Source organism: Sphingomicrobium clamense, from assembly GCF_019264355.1.
In the GTDB taxonomy this organism is placed as follows: Bacteria; Pseudomonadota; Alphaproteobacteria; order Sphingomonadales; family Sphingomonadaceae; genus Sphingomicrobium; species Sphingomicrobium clamense.
Map to the genome: position 1 here is coordinate 497,246 of NZ_JAHVAH010000001.1, position 17,602 is coordinate 514,847.

The following is a 17,602-nucleotide window of genomic DNA, read 5'->3' on the forward strand; positions in this document are numbered from 1 at the left end:
TGACGGGGCGCCCCTTCGCTTGAGGCGGTTAGGCCTGCCCGAGTTCCCGCAGCAGTTCGCCGAACCATGGCAGCGTCGTATCGAACGCCTTGCCGCCCGCGATCCGCTCGAATTCGATGACGCGCAGCACGTCGTCATGCCCTTCGTCATGGCCGACGACGCCGCTTTCACCACGCAGTGCGGCGTCGACCGCCAGCGTCGTGCATTGCGCGATCAGTTCGCGGTCGGCCGCATTGGCGGGTGCCGAGCGGGAGAAATAGCCGCTCTTCTGCACCAGCACTTTCTCCGCGCCGAGTTCGCTGGCGAAGCGGTCGGCAAACCATTGGCCCGGATTGATCTTGTCGAGCTTGACGTGTCCGAAGGCGTCGCGAGGGACCTCTTCCCCGGCGGCCTCCATCTCGGCGACATTTTCGTCGCGCCCTGCGCCTTCGGAGATGAAAAGATTTACGCCGCCATGTTCTTTCATGACGTCGCACAACCGCTTCGCCTCGGCCGCGATGTCGATCGCGCGTTCGGGGATATAGACCCCGTGCACGTCCCAGCGCGCGGCGGCATTGTCGACCCATTCGGCAAAGGGCGCGGTCTTGACCCATTCGTGATGCGCGCGCGCCGTCGCGGCGGTCAGCCAGCCGCAGCTGCGCCCCATCACCTCGTGCACGATCAGCATGTTCGGGTTGGCCGAAAACTCGGCGATGATGTTGCGCGCGTATAGGGCGCCCTGCTCGACCGCAGTCCACGCGCCAAGCGACTGGCGGATCGGGACGACGTCATTGTCGATCGTCTTGGGCAAGCCGACGACGGTGAGGTCGTGACCGTGACTGTCGAGATAGGCGGCGAGGTCGGCAGCCGCGGTATTGGTATCGTCGCCCCCGATCGTGTGAAGGATATCGACCCCGTCCGCGCGGAGCTGCCGCGCCGCAACCTCCAGCGGATTCTGACCCTTCTCGACGAGACCGCGTTTGATGCAGTCCTCGACATTGGTCAGCTTGACCCGGCTATTGCCGATCGGGCTACCGCCGAAGGCGTGGAGCTGCCCGGCGCTGGCACGGACCTCGGGTGTCGCCTCGACCCAGTTGCCCGTCAGCAGCCCGGCATAGCCATTGCGATAGGCGATGATGCGGATGTCGGGCGCGATCTCGGTATAGCGCTCGATCAACCCGCCCACTGCGGACGACAGGCACGGGGCGAGCCCACCGGCAGTGAGCATGGCGACGGTCTTGGTCATGCCCGCGCTCTTGCCAGCCGGAAAGGCGGCTCGGCAAGCGTCGATGTAAGGGAGGGTGGTGCCTAGGGACGGGATCGAACCGCCGACACTGCGATTTTCAGTCGCATGCTCTACCAACTGAGCTACCTAGGCGCACCGGGAGGGCCTTGTCGGGCCGCGTTCAGCGAGGGGGCGTCTAACCGCCCTCTGCACTGCTGTCCAGCCCTTCTTTAGGTGGCGGTAACGTGGCAGCGACTTGTCCGTCACCCATCCGAGGTTCGAGCGAGCATGCTGCTTATCGTAACAAGCTTCATTCCGCGGCGCAGCCAGAAATAGGCTATGACCGTCGTGACAATGAGCGAGGCGACGAAAATGCCCTGTGCTATCGGGATCAGGGAGTCTTCGACACTCTGGTCAGGATGGCGAAACCTGACCGCTAGTCCGCTCCAATTGAACATACCATGGACCAACGCCGGCAGGATGATTGCCCCACCTGAACGGTTGAAAAGAAGTGCGGTCCATATCGTTCCGACGAAGGTAAGGACCGGATAAAACAGAGCTCGTGCAATCCCGGCTAACAGCCCCGCCTCAGAATATCCCATTACGAATGCGATCGGAAAATGCCACCATCCCCAAATAAGCGTCACCAACAGCGCGGATTTCCAGAACCCGTATTTCTCCTGCACGAACGGTTGTAGAAATCCTCTCCATGCGATTTCCTCGCTAGTCACGAAGATCGTCATCACGACAAGGATTGCCAAAGACGTCGTGATACCAAGATTCAAAAAGTTCTCTTCGCCCTGTGCAGCAACGAATATGGCGGGCGGGAGGCTTATTGCCAGAATGATTAGGAAGGGCATCAGCCATAGCCAGCGGGCGAACCCGCCAAAGCGACTCAAATGGGCAAAGAGAGATTTCAGTCCTTTTTTCCCAGCGAGATAATGCCACCCCACTAAGGCGCCTAGGACGGGGCCGATCAGACCCGGCAAAATATAAAAAATCTGCGCAGGCTTTGCGCCTTGAGACCCGAAGAAAAATGATTCGCGAAATTCCGGGTCGAGCGGTGGCGCAAAGGAGGGCCAACCAAGTGTCGCGACTAGGACCGGCAGGCCTAATATCAGCGTGCTGAGATATGAGGCGATGATAAATCGCCAGAATGCACCCTTACGACGACTATCCACTGTCCTGCCCTCCCGACTGGAGGGAATACTAACTCAGATTAATCTAATCTCCAAGATTCTCGTCGCGTTCGGAATTGTCTAGCGCTGCGGCGGGGCCGGGGATGCGATATCCTTCGTCGAGCCAGTTCAACAGGTCACGATCCTTGCAACCGCGGCTGCAGAACGGACGATATTCGGGCGCGGTCGGTTTGCCGCAATCGGGGCACTTCGAATCAGGCTTTTTGGGCATAGGCCCCCGACATGGCTATGGCGGCATCGCCCTGCAAGGTGACCGCGCCGCCCACCTTCCTCGATAGTCGTTCGAGCCAGTCGGGGCGGATCGCCTCTAGGACGGCGGGATGCCCGTGCAGCGCGATGGCGCCGACCTCGTTCGATGCACGCCGGAGCAGCGCGCGCGCCTCGAACGCGGCGCGGTCGGCGGCAAGGTCGATCAGGCTGGCGCGGCTCTTAGGCCTGACCACTTGCACGAAGCCGAACCCGTTCATCGCGGTGCGCTCGAACGGCTTTGCGAGATACATGTCAAGAATATTGCCCACTTCCTGGCGGGCCTCCTTTCCCTCAAGGCTGGGGAAGTCGATCCCGGTCGCGCCGCCAAGGTCTAGACGGCGGATCGCGTTGGCGCTGGCCCAGGCGGCCATCTGCGACAGTTTGTCGGGCACGAGCCAGCCGTCGACGTCGATCATGGTCATTGCCGCGGTCGGCTCGATCCTCAATTGACCGCCGTCATAGTCGACGATGCCCGAGCGCGCTTCTTCGAGCAGGTCGTCCCAGCCAACGATGGTGCCCGGCTTAGCATCGGCGAGCGCGGGGGCTTCGCGCGGTTCCTCTTCGGTCACGCGGGCAAGGCCGCGCTTCCACGGCTCGCTCCCGCCCAATGCCTCGCGGGTGACTTCGACATGTAGTTTGCCGCCTTCGCTGATCCCTGGCGCGCCGCGCGGCAGCAGGAATTGCTCGCCACCCGCTTCGACGGTCATGCGCGGCGCGACCGCGACCAGCTTGGCCTCGAGAATGGTGCCGGCAGGAATGACGCCCTCGCGGCGCACGCGGGCTTCGAGAATGTCATCAACTTCGACCAGCGCGGCGCGCGTCTCGCCAATGCCTTCTTCGATGATCCACTCAGGCAAGGGGATAGCCCGCCGACTTCAGCATGGTGCGCGTCTCCGCCAGTGGCAGGCCGACGACGTTCGAATGGCTGCCGTGGATAAAGCGCATATAGACCTCGCCGTAGCCCTGCAGGCCATAGCCGCCCGCCTTGCCCATCCATTCGTCGGTCATTGCTGCGTAGGTGTCGATTTCCTCGGCGCTCAGCCGCTTCATTGCGACAATTGTCTCGACCACCTTCGAGCGCATGGTGCCGTCGGGCGCGACCAGTGCAACGCCGGTAAATACCTTGTGGCGGCGGCCCGAAAGCAGCTCGAGACAGGCGCGCAGCGTGGCCTCGTCTTCGGCCTTGGGCAGGATGCGGCGACCGACCGCGACGACGGTGTCGGCGGCAAGGACGAATGCGCCCTCATGGCGCGGCGCGATCGCCTGCGCTTTTTCCTCTGCCAGCCGCTGGGCATGCGGACGCGGCAACTCGCGATTGAGCGGGTCCTCGTTGAGGTCCGCAGGTTCGATATGGTCGGGGACGACCCCGATCCGCGCGAGCAGCTCGCGGCGACGCGGGCTCGCCGAGGCGAGGACCAGCGTCATGAACCTATTTGAATCGATAGGTGATGCGACCCTTGGTCAGGTCGTAGGGCGTCAGTTCGACGAGCACTTCGTCGCCGGTCAGCACGCGGATGCGGTTCTTGCGCATCTTGCCTGCCGTGTGACCCAGGATCTCGTGGCCATTCTCCAGCTCGACGCGGAACATCGCGTTGGGCAGCAGCTCGACCACCCGACCCCGCATCTCGAGAAGTTCTTCCTTGGCCATGTAATTCCTTGTGTCTCGCGGTTTCAGGTGGAGCGCTCTGTAGCGGCAGTCGCGCATAAAGGAAAGACGGGCGGTGAGAGGCCTCACCGCCCGTCTCTTTCCAGCAACGCGCTCGTCAAGCCGGGTTATGCTTGGCGAGGAAGTCGCGCGTCGCACGGAGGAATTCGATCTTGTCCTCGTCGCGCGAGAAATTGTGATCGCCTTCTTCCTGCTCGATATAGGTCACGTCCTTACCCGCGGCCTTGAGCACCTTGTACATGTCCTGGCTCTGGTCGACCGGAACGCGCACGTCCTCCTTGCCATGGACAAGCAGCACGGGGATCGAGAATTCGTGGGGGTGCTTCTCGGGCGACACCGCCGAAAAGTCCTCGACCCGTTCGTTCCAATAGTCCTTGGCCATGCGACCCAGCAGGTAGAAGCGGTCACGCCGCACCATTGCCGAGAGATCGCCGACACCGGCAAAGCTGATCGCACAGCGATAATGTTCGCCGTCGCGCTGCGCCCCGCGGAGCGCGGCATAGCCGCCATAGGATGCACCGACGATGCACACGCGATCCTTGTCGGCGAGGCCTTCTTCATCCGCCCAGGCGATCGCGTCGACCAGGTCGTCCTGCATCTTGAGGCCCCATTCGCCGACACCAAGGTCGAAGAACTCGGTCCCGTATCCGGTCGACCCGCGATAGTTGGGCTGGAGCACGGCGTAGCCAAGTTCGGCCAATGCCTGCGTCCACCAGTCGAACCGCTCCTCGTCGCGCACGCCCGGGCCACCGTGCGGCAGCACGATCAGCGGGAGGTCCTTATGCTCCCTGAGGCGGGGGAGGGTGAGGACCGATTCGATCTCGACCCCGTCCCGCGCAGTGTAGCGGATGGTGCTGACCGGATTGAGCGCCTGGTCCTTGAGCTTCAGGTTGCGATAGCCGAGCAGCGCGGGCGCCTTGGCAGTATCCCAGTAGAGATACTTCCCAGCCTCGCTCGGACCGCCGACATAGACGATGAATTTCTTGTAGTCGTCGCTCCAGCTCGTGAGATAGGCGCGGCCTTCGCCCAGATTCTGGTTAAGCAGGTCCTGCGCCGCCTTCAGCTCGGGCTTGAACCACTCGTAACGCGTGCCCGTCGTAGTGTAGCGAATGCCGATCGGCTGCTTGGTATACGGATCGCGCAGCACGTTATCGATGTCATAGCCTTCGACCGAGTAGATCATCTCGCCCAGCTTCATGCCGGCAATGTCCATCTTGTAGGCCTTGATGAAGCCGTCCTTGTCGGAAAGAACCGCAGCAGTGTCGTTGTCGTAATAGGCGAGCGGCACGTAGGCATCGTCGTCCTCGAGGTCGACGAAATCGAATCCGCCGGAGCCGTCACGGTAAAGCGCGAAATCCTTGCCCGAGCGGGGGTTGTGCCCCGTGCCGAGACGGACTTTTCCGTTGGGACCGGCCGACCACCGGCTGACAAATTCGCGCGAGCCGAGCTCCTTGTCCGCCTTGCCGGTCGCAAGGTCGGCTTCGTAGACGGCAAGTCCCCACTCGTCGCGCTTGAAGCCTTCCTGCTTGGCGAGCAGGACCTTGGTGGAATCGGGGAAATAGTGGATCACGCGGTCGGCAACGCGGCCGGCCTTGCCCCAGTCGACCTGGACGAAATTCTCCAAATCGGCGCTAAGGCCGGCGAGGCGCGTGACGTAGACGAACTGGTCCTGGACCTTTTGCTCGGCGCCGATACCGACAGCGAGCCAGTCGTCGGTCGCCCAGGTCATCCAGTTGATTTCGATCTCGTCGTCGCCCGTTCCGCCCGCGAAGGTCTTGGGCGCTTCGCCGGTGGTCGAGATGACGACCAGTCGCTGTTCGCCATCGACCTCCATAAGCGCGGCGATCTTGTCACCCGAAGGCGAGAGTTCGGGCTGTGAGAAGTTGGCGGGTTCGGCAAAAGTCTCGATCGGAATGGGCTGGCTTTGCGCAGCCGCCGCTGTTGTCTGCACGAGCGCAGCCATCCCCGCGGCCGTCGCCGCAAGAACCAAGTGCAAATTCATGAATATCCCCCGTAAAACGCAATGATACCGAGCAAGTGAATGATTGGACGCTAGAAAGAAAAGCGCCCCGCCGGAAGACCGGCGAGGCGCCTTTTGTGCCGATGTGGCCCAGTTACATCACGCTGTGCGTCCCTGCGAGAGCCGCAAGCAGCAGAAGCGCGACGATGTTGGTAATCTTGATCATCGGGTTCACCGCCGGGCCCGCCGTATCCTTGTACGGGTCGCCCACCGTGTCACCGGTGACCGCGGCCTTGTGGGCTTCGGAGCCCTTGCCGCCATAATTGCCGTCTTCGATATACTTCTTGGCATTGTCCCAGGCGCCGCCGCCCGAGGTCATCGACAGGGCCACGAAGAGGCCGCCGACGATCACGCCGAGAAGAAGCGCACCGAGCGCGGCAAAGCCGTTGGCCTGGCCCGCGACCGCAGTGATCACGAAATAGACCACGATCGGCGCCAGCACCGGAAGCAGCGAGGGAACGATCATTTCCTTGATCGCCGCCTTGGTGACCAGGTCGACGGTGCGGCCATATGCCGGACGCGCAGAGCCATCCATGATGCCCGGATTGTCGCGGAACTGTTCGCGGACATCCTTGACCACGTCGCCGGCAGCACGGCCGACCGCGGTCATGCCCATCGCACCGAAGAGGTACGGGAGCAGCGCGCCCAGCAGCAGGCCGACGATCACGTATGGATTCTCGAGGCTGAAATCGACGGTGACGTCGGGGAAGAAGATACCGAGGTCGGTCGTGTAGGCCGCGAACAGCACAAGGGCGGCAAGACCGGCCGAACCGATGGCATAGCCCTTGGTGACCGCCTTGGTGGTGTTGCCGACCGCGTCGAGCGCGTCGGTCTTCTCACGAACGCTGTCGTCGAGGCCCGACATTTCGGCGATGCCGCCGGCATTGTCGGTCACCGGGCCGTAGGCGTCGAGCGCCACGACCATCCCGGCAAGCGCCAGCATCGAGGTCGCGGCGTAGGCGATGCCGATGAGGCCCGCGAGCTGGTAGGCGACGATGATGCCGGTGACGATCACCAGCGTCGGCAGCGCGGTCGCTTCGAGCGAGATGGCGAGGCCCTGGATCACGTTGGTGCCGTGACCGGTTTCCGATGCCTTCGCGATCGACTTGACCGGGCGATAGTTGGTGCCGGTGTAATATTCGGTGATGAAGATGATCAGGCCCGTGATGACGAGGCCGAGCAGCGAACACCAGAACAGGTCCATGCCGGTGAAGGACGCGAGCGTGCCGCCTCCAAGCTCTGCATTCATGTCGCCGAGCGCATAGTCGGTGACGAGATAGATGAGCAGCGCGCCAAGCACGGCGGTGACAATGAAGCCCTTGTACATCGCGCCCATGATCGAGCCCGACTTGCCCAGACGGACGAAGTAGGTGCCGATGATCGAGGTCAGGATGCACGCACCGCCGATGAGCAGCGGAAGCGCCATCAGTGCGGCAAGGTTCTCGCCGGTCATGAGCAATGCGGTAAGCACCATCGTGGCGCCCACGGTCACGACATAGGTTTCGAACAGGTCGGCGGCCATGCCTGCGCAGTCGCCGACATTATCGCCGACGTTATCGGCGATCACGGCCGGGTTGCGGGGGTCGTCTTCGGGAATGCCCGCTTCGACCTTGCCGACGAGGTCGGCACCGACGTCGGCAGCCTTGGTGAAGATGCCGCCGCCCAGACGCGCGAAGATCGAGATCAGCGAGGCGCCGAAAGCGAGTGCGACGAGCGCGTCGACCACGGTGCGGTCATTAACGTCCATGCCCAGCGGGCCGGTCAGCACGTAATAGAAGACCGCGATGGCGAGCAGCGCGAGGCCGGCGACGAGCAGACCGGTCACGGCTCCCGCGCGGAACGCGATGGTGAGGCCCTTCTGCAGCGAGACGCTGGCGGCCTGCGCGGTGCGGACGTTCGCCCCAACCGAGATGTTCATCCCGATGAAGCCCGCAACGCCCGACAGGACGGCGCCGATGGCAAAGCCGATCGCGGCGGTCTGGCCGAGAAACAGATAGACGAGGATGGCGACGACGACGCCGACCATCGTGATGGTGGTGTACTGACGGCGCAGGTAGGCCTTGGCCCCCTCCTGAATGGCGCCGGCAACTTCGAGCATGCGTTCAGATCCGGCATCCGAGCCGAGAACCTGGCGGCTGGTCACGAAGCCGTAGAGCACGGCGATGATGCCGCACACGATTGCAATCAAAACCAAATCCATGATTTCCCCCAAAAATTATGGCCGTCGGACCCGGTTGGCGGGCTCTCAGGCGACCATCAGAGGGGCAAAGGTGTAACGCGCCTGTTGGAAGGCGCAAGCCATTGTTTGGCGACGCGATATTTTAGGCGACGATGAGTGCGGCAAGGACACCCGAGGCGAGACCGGCAAATCCGATCATCCACTGGCGCGGCTTAGGGGCTGCGATGTTCATGACCCAGTCTCTCCGGCAATTCCACCGGCCCGTTGGAATCGTGAAGACGCAACCCTGCGCCTTCCTCGACCCGGCCGATGGCGGTCATGATGGTGCCCGATGGTAAACAAGTCGTTACGTTTCGCGCATCGAAGGGCGAGGCGGTGAGGAGCAGCGCATAATCGTCGCCGCCGGTGGCCGCGAACAGCTGGTCGTCGCCACGCGTTGCGGTGAAGGCGTCCGACAAGGGCAGCGCGCCGAGATCGATCACCATCGCGACCCCACTCGCCTCGGCCATGCGCTGCGCATCGAGCAGCAGCCCGTCCGACACGTCCATCATCGCATGCGCATAAGGCGCGAGCGCGCGTCCCGCGGCAAGCTGCGGCACGGGCCGACGATAGGCCTCGACCAACGTCCCCGCCGCGTCCTCGTCTTCCTCCAGCAGCGCGAGGCCCGCCATCGCGTCGCCCAGCGTCCCGACCAGCCAGATCGTATCCCCCGCTTGCGCCCCCGAACGAGACGGGGCGGTCTCCGCCCTCCCGATGGCGGTCAGGCCCAACACGCGCGGTGCGCCCTTGGGCAGCGCGATCGTGTCGCCCCCCACGAGCGGCAGGCCATAGCTTTCGCACGCCGCCTCGACGCCGGTCAGGAAGCGCTCTTCCCATTCCCCTGCGGCCAAATCCTTCGTCGGATCGCCAATAGCGAGCGACAGCAAGGCCGCCTGCGGATCGGCGCCTTTGGCGGCAAGGTCCGACAGGTTCACCGCCACCAGCTTCCACCCGACGCTCTCGGGCGGGTCGTCGGCGCGATAGTGCACGCTTTGCGCAATCGTGTCGTGCGTCATTACGAGGTCGCCCAGCCGCGCCACGTCGTCGCGAAGCCCGCGCGCGGCGGGATGGTCGGCCTTGCGCCGGATGCGTGCGATCAGTCTCGCTTCGAGGCTGCGCCCGCCCGTCAGCCGCGGACTTCCTTGGCGATGGCGTCGAGCAGGCCGTTGACGAAACCCTTTTCTTTCTTGTCGTAGAAGGCGTCGGCAACGTCGACATATTCGCTGATCACGGTCGCGCGTGGCACGTCGGGTCGCGCCACCAGCTCGTAGGTGCCCGCGCGCAGGATCGCGCGCATCGGCCGGTCGAGCCGCTCGAGATTCCAGCCTTTGGCCAGCTTGGCGGTGATCTTGGCGTCGATCTCGTCCTTGCGCGCCATCACGCCCGCAACGATGTCGTCGAAAAAGACGATCTCGGCATCGGCATAGGTCACGTCCTCGATCGTTGCGCCCAGGCGATGCTCGTGGAATTCATGGATCAGCTGCGCCGTGGGCGTGCCTTCCATCTCGTGCTGATAGAGGGCCTGCGCCGCGGCGAGGCGGGCGGCCGAACGGGATTGTGATCTCGACATGGTGGCGGCCTGTAGAACTAAAGCTCGGCGGCGGCAAGGAAAGGCTTGAGCGCGTCCGCCACGGCTTCGGGCTTCTCCCACGGGATGAAGTGGCCCGCATCCTCGACCCGCGTGATCTGGTGGTTGGCCGCCAGCTCGTCGAGACCTTCGAGCTGGCAGGGCAACAAGGCCGGGTCACGCATGCCCCAGACGATGTGGATGGGCAGCTTCATCCTGGGGAAGTCGCGGTCGATCCAGTCGGGACGCTGTGCGCGTTCTTCGGGCGCGGGGACGACCATGCGCCCGGCACGATACCAATTCAGCATGGCTTCCATTGCACCCTCTGCGCTCCACTGCTCGACATAAGTACTGCGCTCGTCGTCCGGGATGGTCGAGAGGTCGACGTGCGGCGCGAAGCTCTTCTCGAAGAATTTCTCGAACCCCATTCGGCGGATCGCTTCGGCCATGCCGGCCTGTGAGAACAGCTTCATATACTGGCTCGCCATGCGCTGTTCGGGATCTTCGATCAGGGTTCGCTGGAAGATGAGCGGGTGGGGCGAGTTGATGATCCCCAGTCGCTCGATCCGCGGCTCCCCGCGCAGCGCCGCAGCCCACGCGACCGCACCGCCCCAGTCATGTCCTACCAGGGCGAACCGGGGAATCTTCAAGGCGTCGGAAAGCGCGTCCAGGTCATCGACGAGGCAATCGGCGGTATAGGCGCTCACGCCGTCCGGCTTGTCCGATGCGCCAAAGCCCCGTTGATCGGGCATGATGAGGCGAAACTCGTCGAGCAGCGGCGCAAGACCGCGCCAGGTCCGGTGCGATTCGGGAAAGCCGTGGAGCAGGATGACGGGCTTGCCGTCAGGGTCGCCCGCAGTGGCGACATTGAGCGTGACGCCAGTCGAAAGAGCGATCCGCTCCTGCTTCACGGATAGCTCACTGTCTTGGGCACTTCGGGGAGCGGGATGCGTTCTTGCTCGTCCCCCGGGACCACGTCGAAGCGGCGTTCGCGCCAGTCTTCCTTGGCCTGCTCGATCCGATCGCGGCTGGAGCTGACGAAATTCCACCAGACATGCCGCTTGGTCGCAAAGGCCTCGCCGCCAAGCAGCATCGCGCGTCCCGTCCCCGACAAGGTGGGCTTGTGGCCGGGGGCGAGAATGTAGAGTTTAAAAGGCTCGAGCGGCTGGAAGTCGAGTTCGACCTCGCCCTCGGTCACCATTATCGCGCGCTCGTCGGCGTCGGAATCGATCGGGATGTCGCCATCCTGCAGGACGATGTCGGCATAGATGGTGGGGCTATGCTGGGTCGTGCCCGCATGCGCCCCCCACAGCGTGCCCATCAACACGCGCGCGGTCGCGCCCGATCCTTCGATGACGGGCAACTGGTCTTCGGTGATATTCTCGAACGCCGGATCGACCTCTTCCTTGCCGTCGGGCAGCGCGAGCCAGGTCTGCATGCCATAAAGGCGCGGACCCTTGTCGCGCTCTTCCTGCGGGCTGCGTTCCGAATGGACGATACCCTTGCCCGCGGTCATCAGATTCACCTGTCCCGGGCGAATGACCATCGAGCTGCCGATCGAATCGCGGTGGTGGATCGCGCCCTCGAACAGATAGGTGACGGTGGCGAGGTTGATGTGGGGGTGGGGGCGCACGTCCATGCCCTGACCCGTCTCCATTTGCGCGGGGCCGAATTCGTCGACGAAGATGAAGGGCCCGACCATGGTGCGCGGGCGACCGGGCAGCACGCGGCGGACCTTGAAGTCGCCAAGGTCGTGGACGGTGGGGGCAATCTCGATCGTCTCTGCCATCGCCTATTCTCCTGGTGCCGTCGTCGTCATGCTCAGCGCGTGCACGCGCTCGTGCATCAGGTCGCCCAGCGCGCGATAGACCAATCGCTGGCGCTGGACCCGGTTCAGTCCCGAAAATGCTTCAGCCTCGATCTCCAGCCGGAAATGACTTTCGCCGCGACCGTCATGCCCCGCATGGCCGATATGGTGGTCGCTCTCGTCGACCAGGTCGAGCCGGGTGGGGGACAGCGCCTCGGTGAGGCGGCGGGTCATCTCGGCGGCGACGGGGCCGGTGGTAGTCTGCGTCATGCCCACCTATATAGAGCGTATGGGACGCAAAGCCTATGATGGACGGGTCGAGGATGCGGCGGCCGAATGCGCCGCGCCCGGTTGCCGCGCGCCCGGCGAGTATCGCGCGCCGCTGACACCCGGGACATTCGACGGGCCCGGCGCCTACCGGCTGATGTGTCTCGACTGCATCCGCAAACATAATGCGGGCTACGACTTTTTCGCCGGCATGAGCGCGGAGGAAATCCTCGCCGCCCAGTCGCCGATCCAGGACCATCCGCGCCGCGTGCGCTCCTTCGGGTTCGTGAAAGGCGGCGATCCGGGGCCGGCGTGGCAGGACTTTACCGATCCGCTCGACGCCATCTCCGCGCGCTTCAGGGGCGGGGCGTCGATGAAGCAGGCGCGTGCCTCGGCGCGATTTTCGGGCAGCGAACAGCAGGCGTTGCAGGTGCTTGGGCTCAAGCCCGATACCGACCTCCACGCCGTGCGCGGGCGCTATTCGGAGCTCGTGCGCCGCTATCACCCCGACCGCAATGGCGGCGACCGCAGCCAGGAAGCCCGCCTGACCCGCGTCATCGACGCCTGGCAGACGCTGCGCAAGGCGAAGGCGTTCGCCTAGTCCCCGACGGCCTTGTTCAATGCCGCAATGTCGATCTTGATCATATCCTGCATCGCGGCGAAGGCGGTGGCGGCCTTGTCCTCATCGGCGAGCAGGTCGAGCAGGCGGCGCGGGGTGATCTGCCACGCGAAACCGAAATGGTCGGTGATCCATCCGCACGCCATTGGCTGCCCGCCTGCCGCCAGGATAGCGTCCCACGCGGCATCGGTCTCGGGCTGGTCCTCGGTGACGACCATTAGGCTGGTAGCGGCGCTCGGCGCGAAATGCTCGCCGCCCGCCAGCAGCATGACCTCGCGCCCCGCAATGACCATGTCGACCGTGATCGGCGTGCCCTTTGCGCCACCGGGATAGTCCATCGGAGCGGCACCCACGCTGGCGACCCGGCTGTCCGGAAAGATGGCGGCGTAGAAGTTCGCCGCTTTCTCGATGTCCGTATCCAGCCACAGGACCGGGCGAAGGTCGCTCACTGGTCGACGATCGGGCTGAACCCGCCATAGATCATGCGCTTGCCGTCGAAAGGCATGTCATGGGGCCCTTCGGCGGTTTCCATATAGTCTTCCATCTTCTTCCAGCCCGCATCGCGGGTCTCCTTGTCGGGCCATTCGACCCAGCTGAAGATGGTCTTTTCGCCGTCCTCGGAAAGTACGGCGGTATGGAAATCGTTCTGCTTGCCGACCGGGCAGTCGTCCTCGACCGCCTCAACCACGCGGGTCGCGCCCCATTCCCTGAACTTGGGCGCCATTTCCTCGGCCATCTTGCGATAGGCGTCGAGTTTTCCCGGTTGAACCGGGATCAGATATCCGTCGATATAGGCCATGATCGTATCTCCTACTTGGGGCCGACGAGGCAGAACATCGCGCCCTGCGGGTCGGTGGCGAAGATGATGACGTCGCCGCCCGGGATTTCCTGCGGGCCGTGGAACAGCTGGCCGCCTGCTTCCTTGAGCCGCTCGACCGCGTCCTCGACGCCGTCAGACCACCAATAATAGTTCCACATGGCCGGCATCTCGCCACCCGCCTGGGTCATCCCGCCGAGCATCGTCTCGTCCTTGCCGTACATCTGATAGGGACCCTGCGGCGTGTCCATCGCCTCACCCCTGGTCCAGCCGAACAGCTCGCCATAGAAGCCGACGGCGTCGTCGGGCTTGCCGGCCAGGCACTCGTTCCAACCGACATGACCGGGTGTGCGGTCGGCCTTGAAGCTCTCGCTCTGGTCCCCCTCCTCGGTCGACATGATGTAGAAGGGCGCCCCAGCCGGATCGGCGAGCATCGCAAAGCGGCCGACGCCCGGAATGTCGCGCGGTTCGATATGCACTGCGCCGCCCAGCGACTTGGCCTTCTCGGCACTGGCATCGACATCGTCGACCTCGACATAGCCCATCCACGCGGGCCGCGCGCCGCCGGCCTTCATGTCGTCGTCGATCTTCATCATGCCGGCCACCTGCGTGCCGTCGGGCGCGTTGAAGAGCGTGTAGCCCTCCATCCCGCTATCCGCAGCCTCGAGCCCGATCACCTTGTTATAGAAAACCGCTGCTGTATCCGGATCTTCGGTCAGCAGCTCATACCAGACGAAATCACCATGCGCATTTGCCACGACTCGTCTCCTTCGATGAAGCGTGGACCATAGTCCCCCATTGTCCAGTTGGGGAGCCTCGCCTAAGGACAGCCCATGACCGACCTGCCCAACACGAATACGGCCAGCCGCGCCGACACCGTCCTCGACAGTCCCGACAAGATGGTAAAGGTGCGCGAGGCCTTCGGCATTGACAGTGACATGGAAGTGCCCGCGTTCAGCGAGGCCGACGAACGCGTGCCCGATCTCGATCCGGCTTACGTCTTCGACCCCGACACGACAATGGCGATTGCGGCGGGCTTCGCGCACAACCGCCGCGTGATGGTCCAGGGTTATCACGGCACGGGCAAGTCGACCCACATCGAGCAGGTCGCGGCGCGCCTCAACTGGCCGCTCATTCGCATTAACCTCGACGCGCACATTTCGCGTATCGACCTCGTCGGGCGCGATGCGATCGTGCTCAAGGACGGCCAACAGGTCACCGAGTTCAAGGAAGGCCTACTGCCCTGGTGCCTCCAGCACCCGGTGGCGCTCGTGTTCGACGAATATGACGCCGGGCGTCCCGACGTGATGTTCGTGATCCAGCGCGTGCTCGAGACCGAGGGCAAACTGACCCTGCTCGACCAGAATCGCGTGATCCACCCCAACCCGTGGTTCCGCCTGTTCGCGACCACCAACACGATCGGGCTGGGCGACACGACCGGCCTCTATCATGGCACGCAGGCAATCAACCAGGGGCAAATGGACCGCTGGAACATCGTCACGACGCTCAACTATTTGCCCGCCGAAACCGAGGCGCAGATCGTGCTCGCCAAGTCGGGCGAATATGACAAGCCCGAGGGCAAGGAGACGGTCGAGAAGATGATCAAGGTCGCTGAGCTTTCGCGTCAGGGATTCATCAACGGCGACATCTCGACCGTGATGAGCCCGCGCACCGTGATCAGCTGGGCGCAAAATGCACTGATCTTCGGCGACGTCGGCTACGCCTTCCGCGTCAGCTTCCTCAACAAGTGTGACGAGGCCGAGCGCCAGATCATCGCCGAATATTACCAGCGCGTGTTCGGCGAGGACCTGCCCGAAAGCGTAGCGCACCGCGCCTAGGCGCCAAGCACTTCGGGCAAAGAAAAACCCCGCCGCGGCGATTGCCGGGCGGGGTCTTCTTTTGGCGTAATGCCGAGGTCGCTTACGCGCCCACAGCAAGCACCATCATCGAGGCGTCAAGGTCGGCATTGTTGGCCATGATGACCGTGTAATCCGCCCCGCCGTCGCCATCGGCGTCGACCTGAAGCTGCCCGCCGTCGTAGCGAACTTCACCGGCCGCGCCGCTGAAGGCAGCGCCTTCGATGAACGACAGGTCGGTACCGACTTCACCGGCGATACCCGACAGGTCGAGCATGTCGCCTTCGGAACCGTCGAAGTCCATGATGATGTCGCCGATATCGAGATTGTCGAGCACGAACGTGTCGGCGCCTTCGCCGCCCGTCAGCTCGTCGATACCGAGGCCGCCGATCAGGATGTCGTCGCCTTCATAGCCGACGAGCACGTCGTCGCCTTCGCGGCCGTCGAGCATGTTGGCGACTTCGTTGCCGAGGATCGCGTCACGGGCCGAGCCGCCGATCGCGTTCTCGATCGTCGTGCCATAGGCGATCGACAGGTTCTGATACTGGCCGGTTTCGATGCCACCGATGACGGGCGTACCTTCGTAGCCGTCGATGAAGCCGAGAAGGAACGTATCATTCTGCAGCCAGCTGGCGAACGTCGTGGAGTAGAATGCCCACGCGTCGTCGATCAGCGACTGATCGCTGACAAAGCCGGTGAAGAGACCGAAGCCCGCTTCGTTCTGGGTCGAGAAATACAGCTCCAATGCAGCGTCGATCGACTCGCTCTGCGTCAGCGGGCCGCCGCCAATCGAGCTGAACGACCCTTCGTGCAGATCGATGAACTGCGACACGTTGAAGCCCGAGGCGTCGATCGTGTCTTCGCCGCCAGCATCATAGATGCTGATAGCCGGATAGGGATTCTGCTCGAAGTCGTACACCCACAGGTCAGTATTCGTGTTGAAACCGTAGGTCGTGTCGTCGGCACGCGTGTTGGGGTCGGCGCCATAAAGCTGCTGGACGACGTAGATGTCGTGCAGTTGCGGCGTCTGCGCATAGTTGATGAGCGGATCGGCGTAACCGACGATGAAGTTGCCGTCGCGCAGACCGATCATCAGGCTCCAGTTGAGCGCGTACGCGCCGCTGTCCGACTGATCGAAGTAGGACATGATCGAATACTGGTTGGTGTCCTGCGCATATTCGGCATCACCGGCATAGTCGCCCGTACCGTTATACCTGCCCGGATGGGTCAGGCCGACCGAGTGACCCACCTCGTGGATCAGCGTCGTGTTTCCGTAGCCGCCAGGCAGGAACCAGCTGTTGGTGAGGTTAACCTCGGGGTCGGCCACGAAAACGTCGCTCTGGAACTTGTAGCCCTGATCCGATGTCGGGCGGAACGCGTAGGCCTGGCCAGCCGTCGTGTTGTTCGCGAACAAAATGTCGGCGCCCTTGCCGCCTTTCTCAACGAACTCGACCGCGATCAGGTCGTCCCACATCTGGATGGCTTCGCGGGCAGCCGCTTCCTGCTCGGGCGTAAAGGCACGCAGGCCTTCGCCGCCGAAGCTGTCCTTGCTACCACGCCCCTGATTGTAGAGGCCCGTCAGAACCGGGCCAGCGTTAAAGCTATAAGTGATCGTGCCATTGTTGGCATCGACACGTGCGCCGTCGCTGATCTGCGTGACAACGGTGTCGAGATCGACGACGTCCTTGCCCCGCCAGGTCACAGCGCCGAGTTCGGCGCGATTTTCGAGAATCAGGCCGCTCGGTTCGCCGATTCCGTCGCGATCGGCGCCATCCAGCGCACTGTTGCCAAAGCTGCCGTCGGCATTGGTTTCTTCACCCATCCGGTGGCCGCAGGCGCATAGCCCGTGCTCATTATGCTGATGGATGTGGTCGTTTGTCGTCTTGCCCATGGCAGGCTTTCTCCCCGTCTGAATAAACTGATGCCGCCCACAGCATGCGTAAGGCGGCGCCCTCGATTCGAGAGCCTGTAAAGCGAATCGGCGCGCGTCAAGGAGTTGGTAAACAAAAAATGAAAATTCCCGTTTTGAAACAGGCGGTTGTGGCCCATTCGCCACGTTTGGCGTCGACTGTCCGACATTGGGAAGCGGGCAGGGCGCACTTTCGTACAGGTT

The 17,602-nt window shown here is 63.4% G+C and carries 19 protein-coding genes and 1 tRNA gene; 2 read left to right on the top strand and 18 right to left on the bottom strand.

Features of this window, described 5'->3' with window-relative positions; all coding sequences use genetic code 11:
- Positions 1-28 precede the first annotated feature (28 nt).
- The 14 genes from KTQ36_RS02415 to KTQ36_RS02480 all read right to left on the bottom strand — a co-directional run bounded on the left by KTQ36_RS02415 (position 29) and on the right by KTQ36_RS02480 (position 12,200).
- The gene (locus tag KTQ36_RS02415; protein ID WP_218632170.1) at positions 29-1,225 is read right to left on the bottom strand and encodes a pyrophosphate--fructose-6-phosphate 1-phosphotransferase; all 1,197 of its coding nucleotides are present in this window, start codon (positions 1,223-1,225) and stop codon (positions 29-31) included.
- A 56-nt stretch (positions 1,226-1,281) separates the two neighbouring features.
- A tRNA-Phe gene (locus tag KTQ36_RS02420) sits at positions 1,282-1,357 on the bottom strand.
- 110 nt (positions 1,358-1,467) lie between these two features.
- Complete coding sequence (locus KTQ36_RS02425) at positions 1,468-2,385, bottom strand: CPBP family intramembrane glutamic endopeptidase (RefSeq protein WP_218632171.1); 918 nt, start codon at positions 2,383-2,385, stop codon at positions 1,468-1,470.
- Between the two features lie 43 nt (positions 2,386-2,428).
- On the bottom strand, positions 2,429-2,614 hold the full coding sequence (locus KTQ36_RS02430; RefSeq protein WP_218632172.1) for a DNA gyrase inhibitor YacG: 186 nt from the start codon (positions 2,612-2,614) through the stop codon (positions 2,429-2,431).
- Positions 2,598-3,509 carry a ribonuclease E/G gene (locus tag KTQ36_RS02435; protein ID WP_218632173.1) on the bottom strand — a complete coding sequence of 304 codons (912 nt, stop codon included), beginning with the start codon at positions 3,507-3,509 and terminating at the stop codon, positions 2,598-2,600. Before KTQ36_RS02435 ends, KTQ36_RS02430 begins: the two co-directional genes overlap by 17 nt.
- Positions 3,502-4,077, bottom strand: a complete 576-nt coding sequence (locus KTQ36_RS02440) for a Maf family protein (RefSeq protein WP_218632174.1) — start codon at positions 4,075-4,077, stop codon at positions 3,502-3,504. Before KTQ36_RS02440 ends, KTQ36_RS02435 begins: the two co-directional genes overlap by 8 nt.
- 4 nt (positions 4,078-4,081) lie before the next feature.
- Positions 4,082-4,300, bottom strand: a complete 219-nt coding sequence (gene infA / locus KTQ36_RS02445) for a translation initiation factor IF-1 (protein ID WP_147042814.1) — start codon at positions 4,298-4,300, stop codon at positions 4,082-4,084.
- 115 nt (positions 4,301-4,415) lie between these two features.
- Entirely contained in the window at positions 4,416-6,320 is a 1,905-nt protein-coding gene (locus KTQ36_RS02450; protein ID WP_218632175.1) for an alpha/beta hydrolase family protein, read from the bottom strand.
- Positions 6,321-6,432: 112 nt separating this feature from the next.
- The gene (locus KTQ36_RS02455; RefSeq protein ID WP_218632176.1) at positions 6,433-8,538 is read right to left on the bottom strand and encodes a sodium-translocating pyrophosphatase; all 2,106 of its coding nucleotides are present in this window, start codon (positions 8,536-8,538) and stop codon (positions 6,433-6,435) included.
- Between the two features lie 191 nt (positions 8,539-8,729).
- Positions 8,730-9,686, bottom strand: a complete 957-nt coding sequence (gene thiL / locus KTQ36_RS02460; protein WP_218633788.1) for a thiamine-phosphate kinase — start codon at positions 9,684-9,686, stop codon at positions 8,730-8,732.
- Entirely contained in the window at positions 9,683-10,126 is a 444-nt protein-coding gene (gene nusB / locus KTQ36_RS02465) for a transcription antitermination factor NusB (RefSeq protein WP_218632177.1), read from the bottom strand. The genes thiL and nusB overlap by 4 nt, the downstream gene beginning before the upstream one ends.
- Before the next feature lie 17 nt (positions 10,127-10,143).
- Positions 10,144-11,034 carry an alpha/beta fold hydrolase gene (locus KTQ36_RS02470; protein ID WP_218632178.1) on the bottom strand — a complete coding sequence of 297 codons (891 nt, stop codon included), beginning with the start codon at positions 11,032-11,034 and terminating at the stop codon, positions 10,144-10,146.
- The gene (locus KTQ36_RS02475) at positions 11,031-11,912 is read right to left on the bottom strand and encodes a pirin family protein (protein WP_218632179.1); all 882 of its coding nucleotides are present in this window, start codon (positions 11,910-11,912) and stop codon (positions 11,031-11,033) included. Before KTQ36_RS02475 ends, KTQ36_RS02470 begins: the two co-directional genes overlap by 4 nt.
- A 3-nt stretch (positions 11,913-11,915) precedes the next feature.
- Complete coding sequence (locus KTQ36_RS02480) at positions 11,916-12,200, bottom strand: BolA family protein (protein WP_218632180.1); 285 nt, start codon at positions 12,198-12,200, stop codon at positions 11,916-11,918.
- A gap of 19 nt (positions 12,201-12,219) precedes the next feature.
- Between KTQ36_RS02480 and KTQ36_RS02485 the strand changes: the two genes are divergently transcribed.
- On the top strand, positions 12,220-12,798 hold the full coding sequence (locus tag KTQ36_RS02485; RefSeq protein WP_218632181.1) for a J domain-containing protein: 579 nt from the start codon (positions 12,220-12,222) through the stop codon (positions 12,796-12,798).
- On the opposite strand, the gene KTQ36_RS02490 is transcribed toward KTQ36_RS02485, so the two are convergent.
- Genes KTQ36_RS02490 through KTQ36_RS02500 form a run of 3 tightly spaced genes read right to left on the bottom strand, consistent with a single transcriptional unit; the run spans position 12,795 to position 14,391 of the window.
- Positions 12,795-13,265 (bottom strand): VOC family protein, encoded by a 471-nt coding sequence (locus KTQ36_RS02490; protein WP_218632182.1) that lies wholly within the window; start codon positions 13,263-13,265, stop codon positions 12,795-12,797. The two genes, KTQ36_RS02485 and KTQ36_RS02490, sit on opposite strands and share 4 nt — an antisense overlap.
- Entirely contained in the window at positions 13,262-13,615 is a 354-nt protein-coding gene (locus tag KTQ36_RS02495; RefSeq protein WP_218632183.1) for a DUF1428 domain-containing protein, read from the bottom strand. The genes KTQ36_RS02490 and KTQ36_RS02495 overlap by 4 nt, the downstream gene beginning before the upstream one ends.
- Before the next feature lie 11 nt (positions 13,616-13,626).
- Positions 13,627-14,391 (bottom strand): VOC family protein, encoded by a 765-nt coding sequence (locus KTQ36_RS02500; RefSeq protein WP_218632184.1) that lies wholly within the window; start codon positions 14,389-14,391, stop codon positions 13,627-13,629.
- A gap of 75 nt (positions 14,392-14,466) precedes the next feature.
- On the opposite strand from KTQ36_RS02500, the gene cobS reads away from it, so the two are divergent.
- Positions 14,467-15,471 carry a cobaltochelatase subunit CobS gene (gene cobS, locus KTQ36_RS02505; protein WP_218632185.1) on the top strand — a complete coding sequence of 335 codons (1,005 nt, stop codon included), beginning with the start codon at positions 14,467-14,469 and terminating at the stop codon, positions 15,469-15,471.
- 82 nt (positions 15,472-15,553) lie between these two features.
- Here cobS and KTQ36_RS02510 read toward each other — a convergent pair whose 3' ends face one another.
- Positions 15,554-17,380: a M10 family metallopeptidase gene (locus tag KTQ36_RS02510; RefSeq protein WP_218632186.1), complete on the bottom strand. Its 1,827-nt coding sequence runs from the start codon at positions 17,378-17,380 to the stop codon at positions 15,554-15,556.
- Between the last annotated feature and the right edge of the window lie 222 nt (positions 17,381-17,602).

What these genes read in the sequence shown, in the direction of transcription:
- cobS (WP_218632185.1), top strand. Translation starts at nt 14,467, where the DNA reads ATGACCGACCTGCCCAACACGAATACGGCCAGCCGCGCCGACACCGTC.
- nusB (WP_218632177.1), bottom strand. Translation starts at nt 10,126, where the DNA reads ATGTCGAGATCACAATCCCGTTCGGCCGCCCGCCTCGCCGCGGCGCAG.
- infA (WP_147042814.1), bottom strand. Translation starts at nt 4,300, where the DNA reads ATGGCCAAGGAAGAACTTCTCGAGATGCGGGGTCGGGTGGTCGAGCTG.
- KTQ36_RS02440 (WP_218632174.1), bottom strand. Translation starts at nt 4,077, where the DNA reads ATGACGCTGGTCCTCGCCTCGGCGAGCCCGCGTCGCCGCGAGCTGCTC.
- KTQ36_RS02480 (WP_218632180.1), bottom strand. Translation starts at nt 12,200, where the DNA reads ATGACGCAGACTACCACCGGCCCCGTCGCCGCCGAGATGACCCGCCGC.
- KTQ36_RS02415 (WP_218632170.1), bottom strand. Translation starts at nt 1,225, where the DNA reads ATGACCAAGACCGTCGCCATGCTCACTGCCGGTGGGCTCGCCCCGTGC.
- KTQ36_RS02450 (WP_218632175.1), bottom strand. Translation starts at nt 6,320, where the DNA reads ATGAATTTGCACTTGGTTCTTGCGGCGACGGCCGCGGGGATGGCTGCG.
- KTQ36_RS02455 (WP_218632176.1), bottom strand. Translation starts at nt 8,538, where the DNA reads ATGGATTTGGTTTTGATTGCAATCGTGTGCGGCATCATCGCCGTGCTC.
- KTQ36_RS02495 (WP_218632183.1), bottom strand. Translation starts at nt 13,615, where the DNA reads ATGGCCTATATCGACGGATATCTGATCCCGGTTCAACCGGGAAAACTC.
- KTQ36_RS02475 (WP_218632179.1), bottom strand. Translation starts at nt 11,912, where the DNA reads ATGGCAGAGACGATCGAGATTGCCCCCACCGTCCACGACCTTGGCGAC.
- KTQ36_RS02430 (WP_218632172.1), bottom strand. Translation starts at nt 2,614, where the DNA reads ATGCCCAAAAAGCCTGATTCGAAGTGCCCCGATTGCGGCAAACCGACC.
- KTQ36_RS02510 (WP_218632186.1), bottom strand. Translation starts at nt 17,380, where the DNA reads ATGGGCAAGACGACAAACGACCACATCCATCAGCATAATGAGCACGGG.
- KTQ36_RS02485 (WP_218632181.1), top strand. Translation starts at nt 12,220, where the DNA reads ATGGGACGCAAAGCCTATGATGGACGGGTCGAGGATGCGGCGGCCGAA.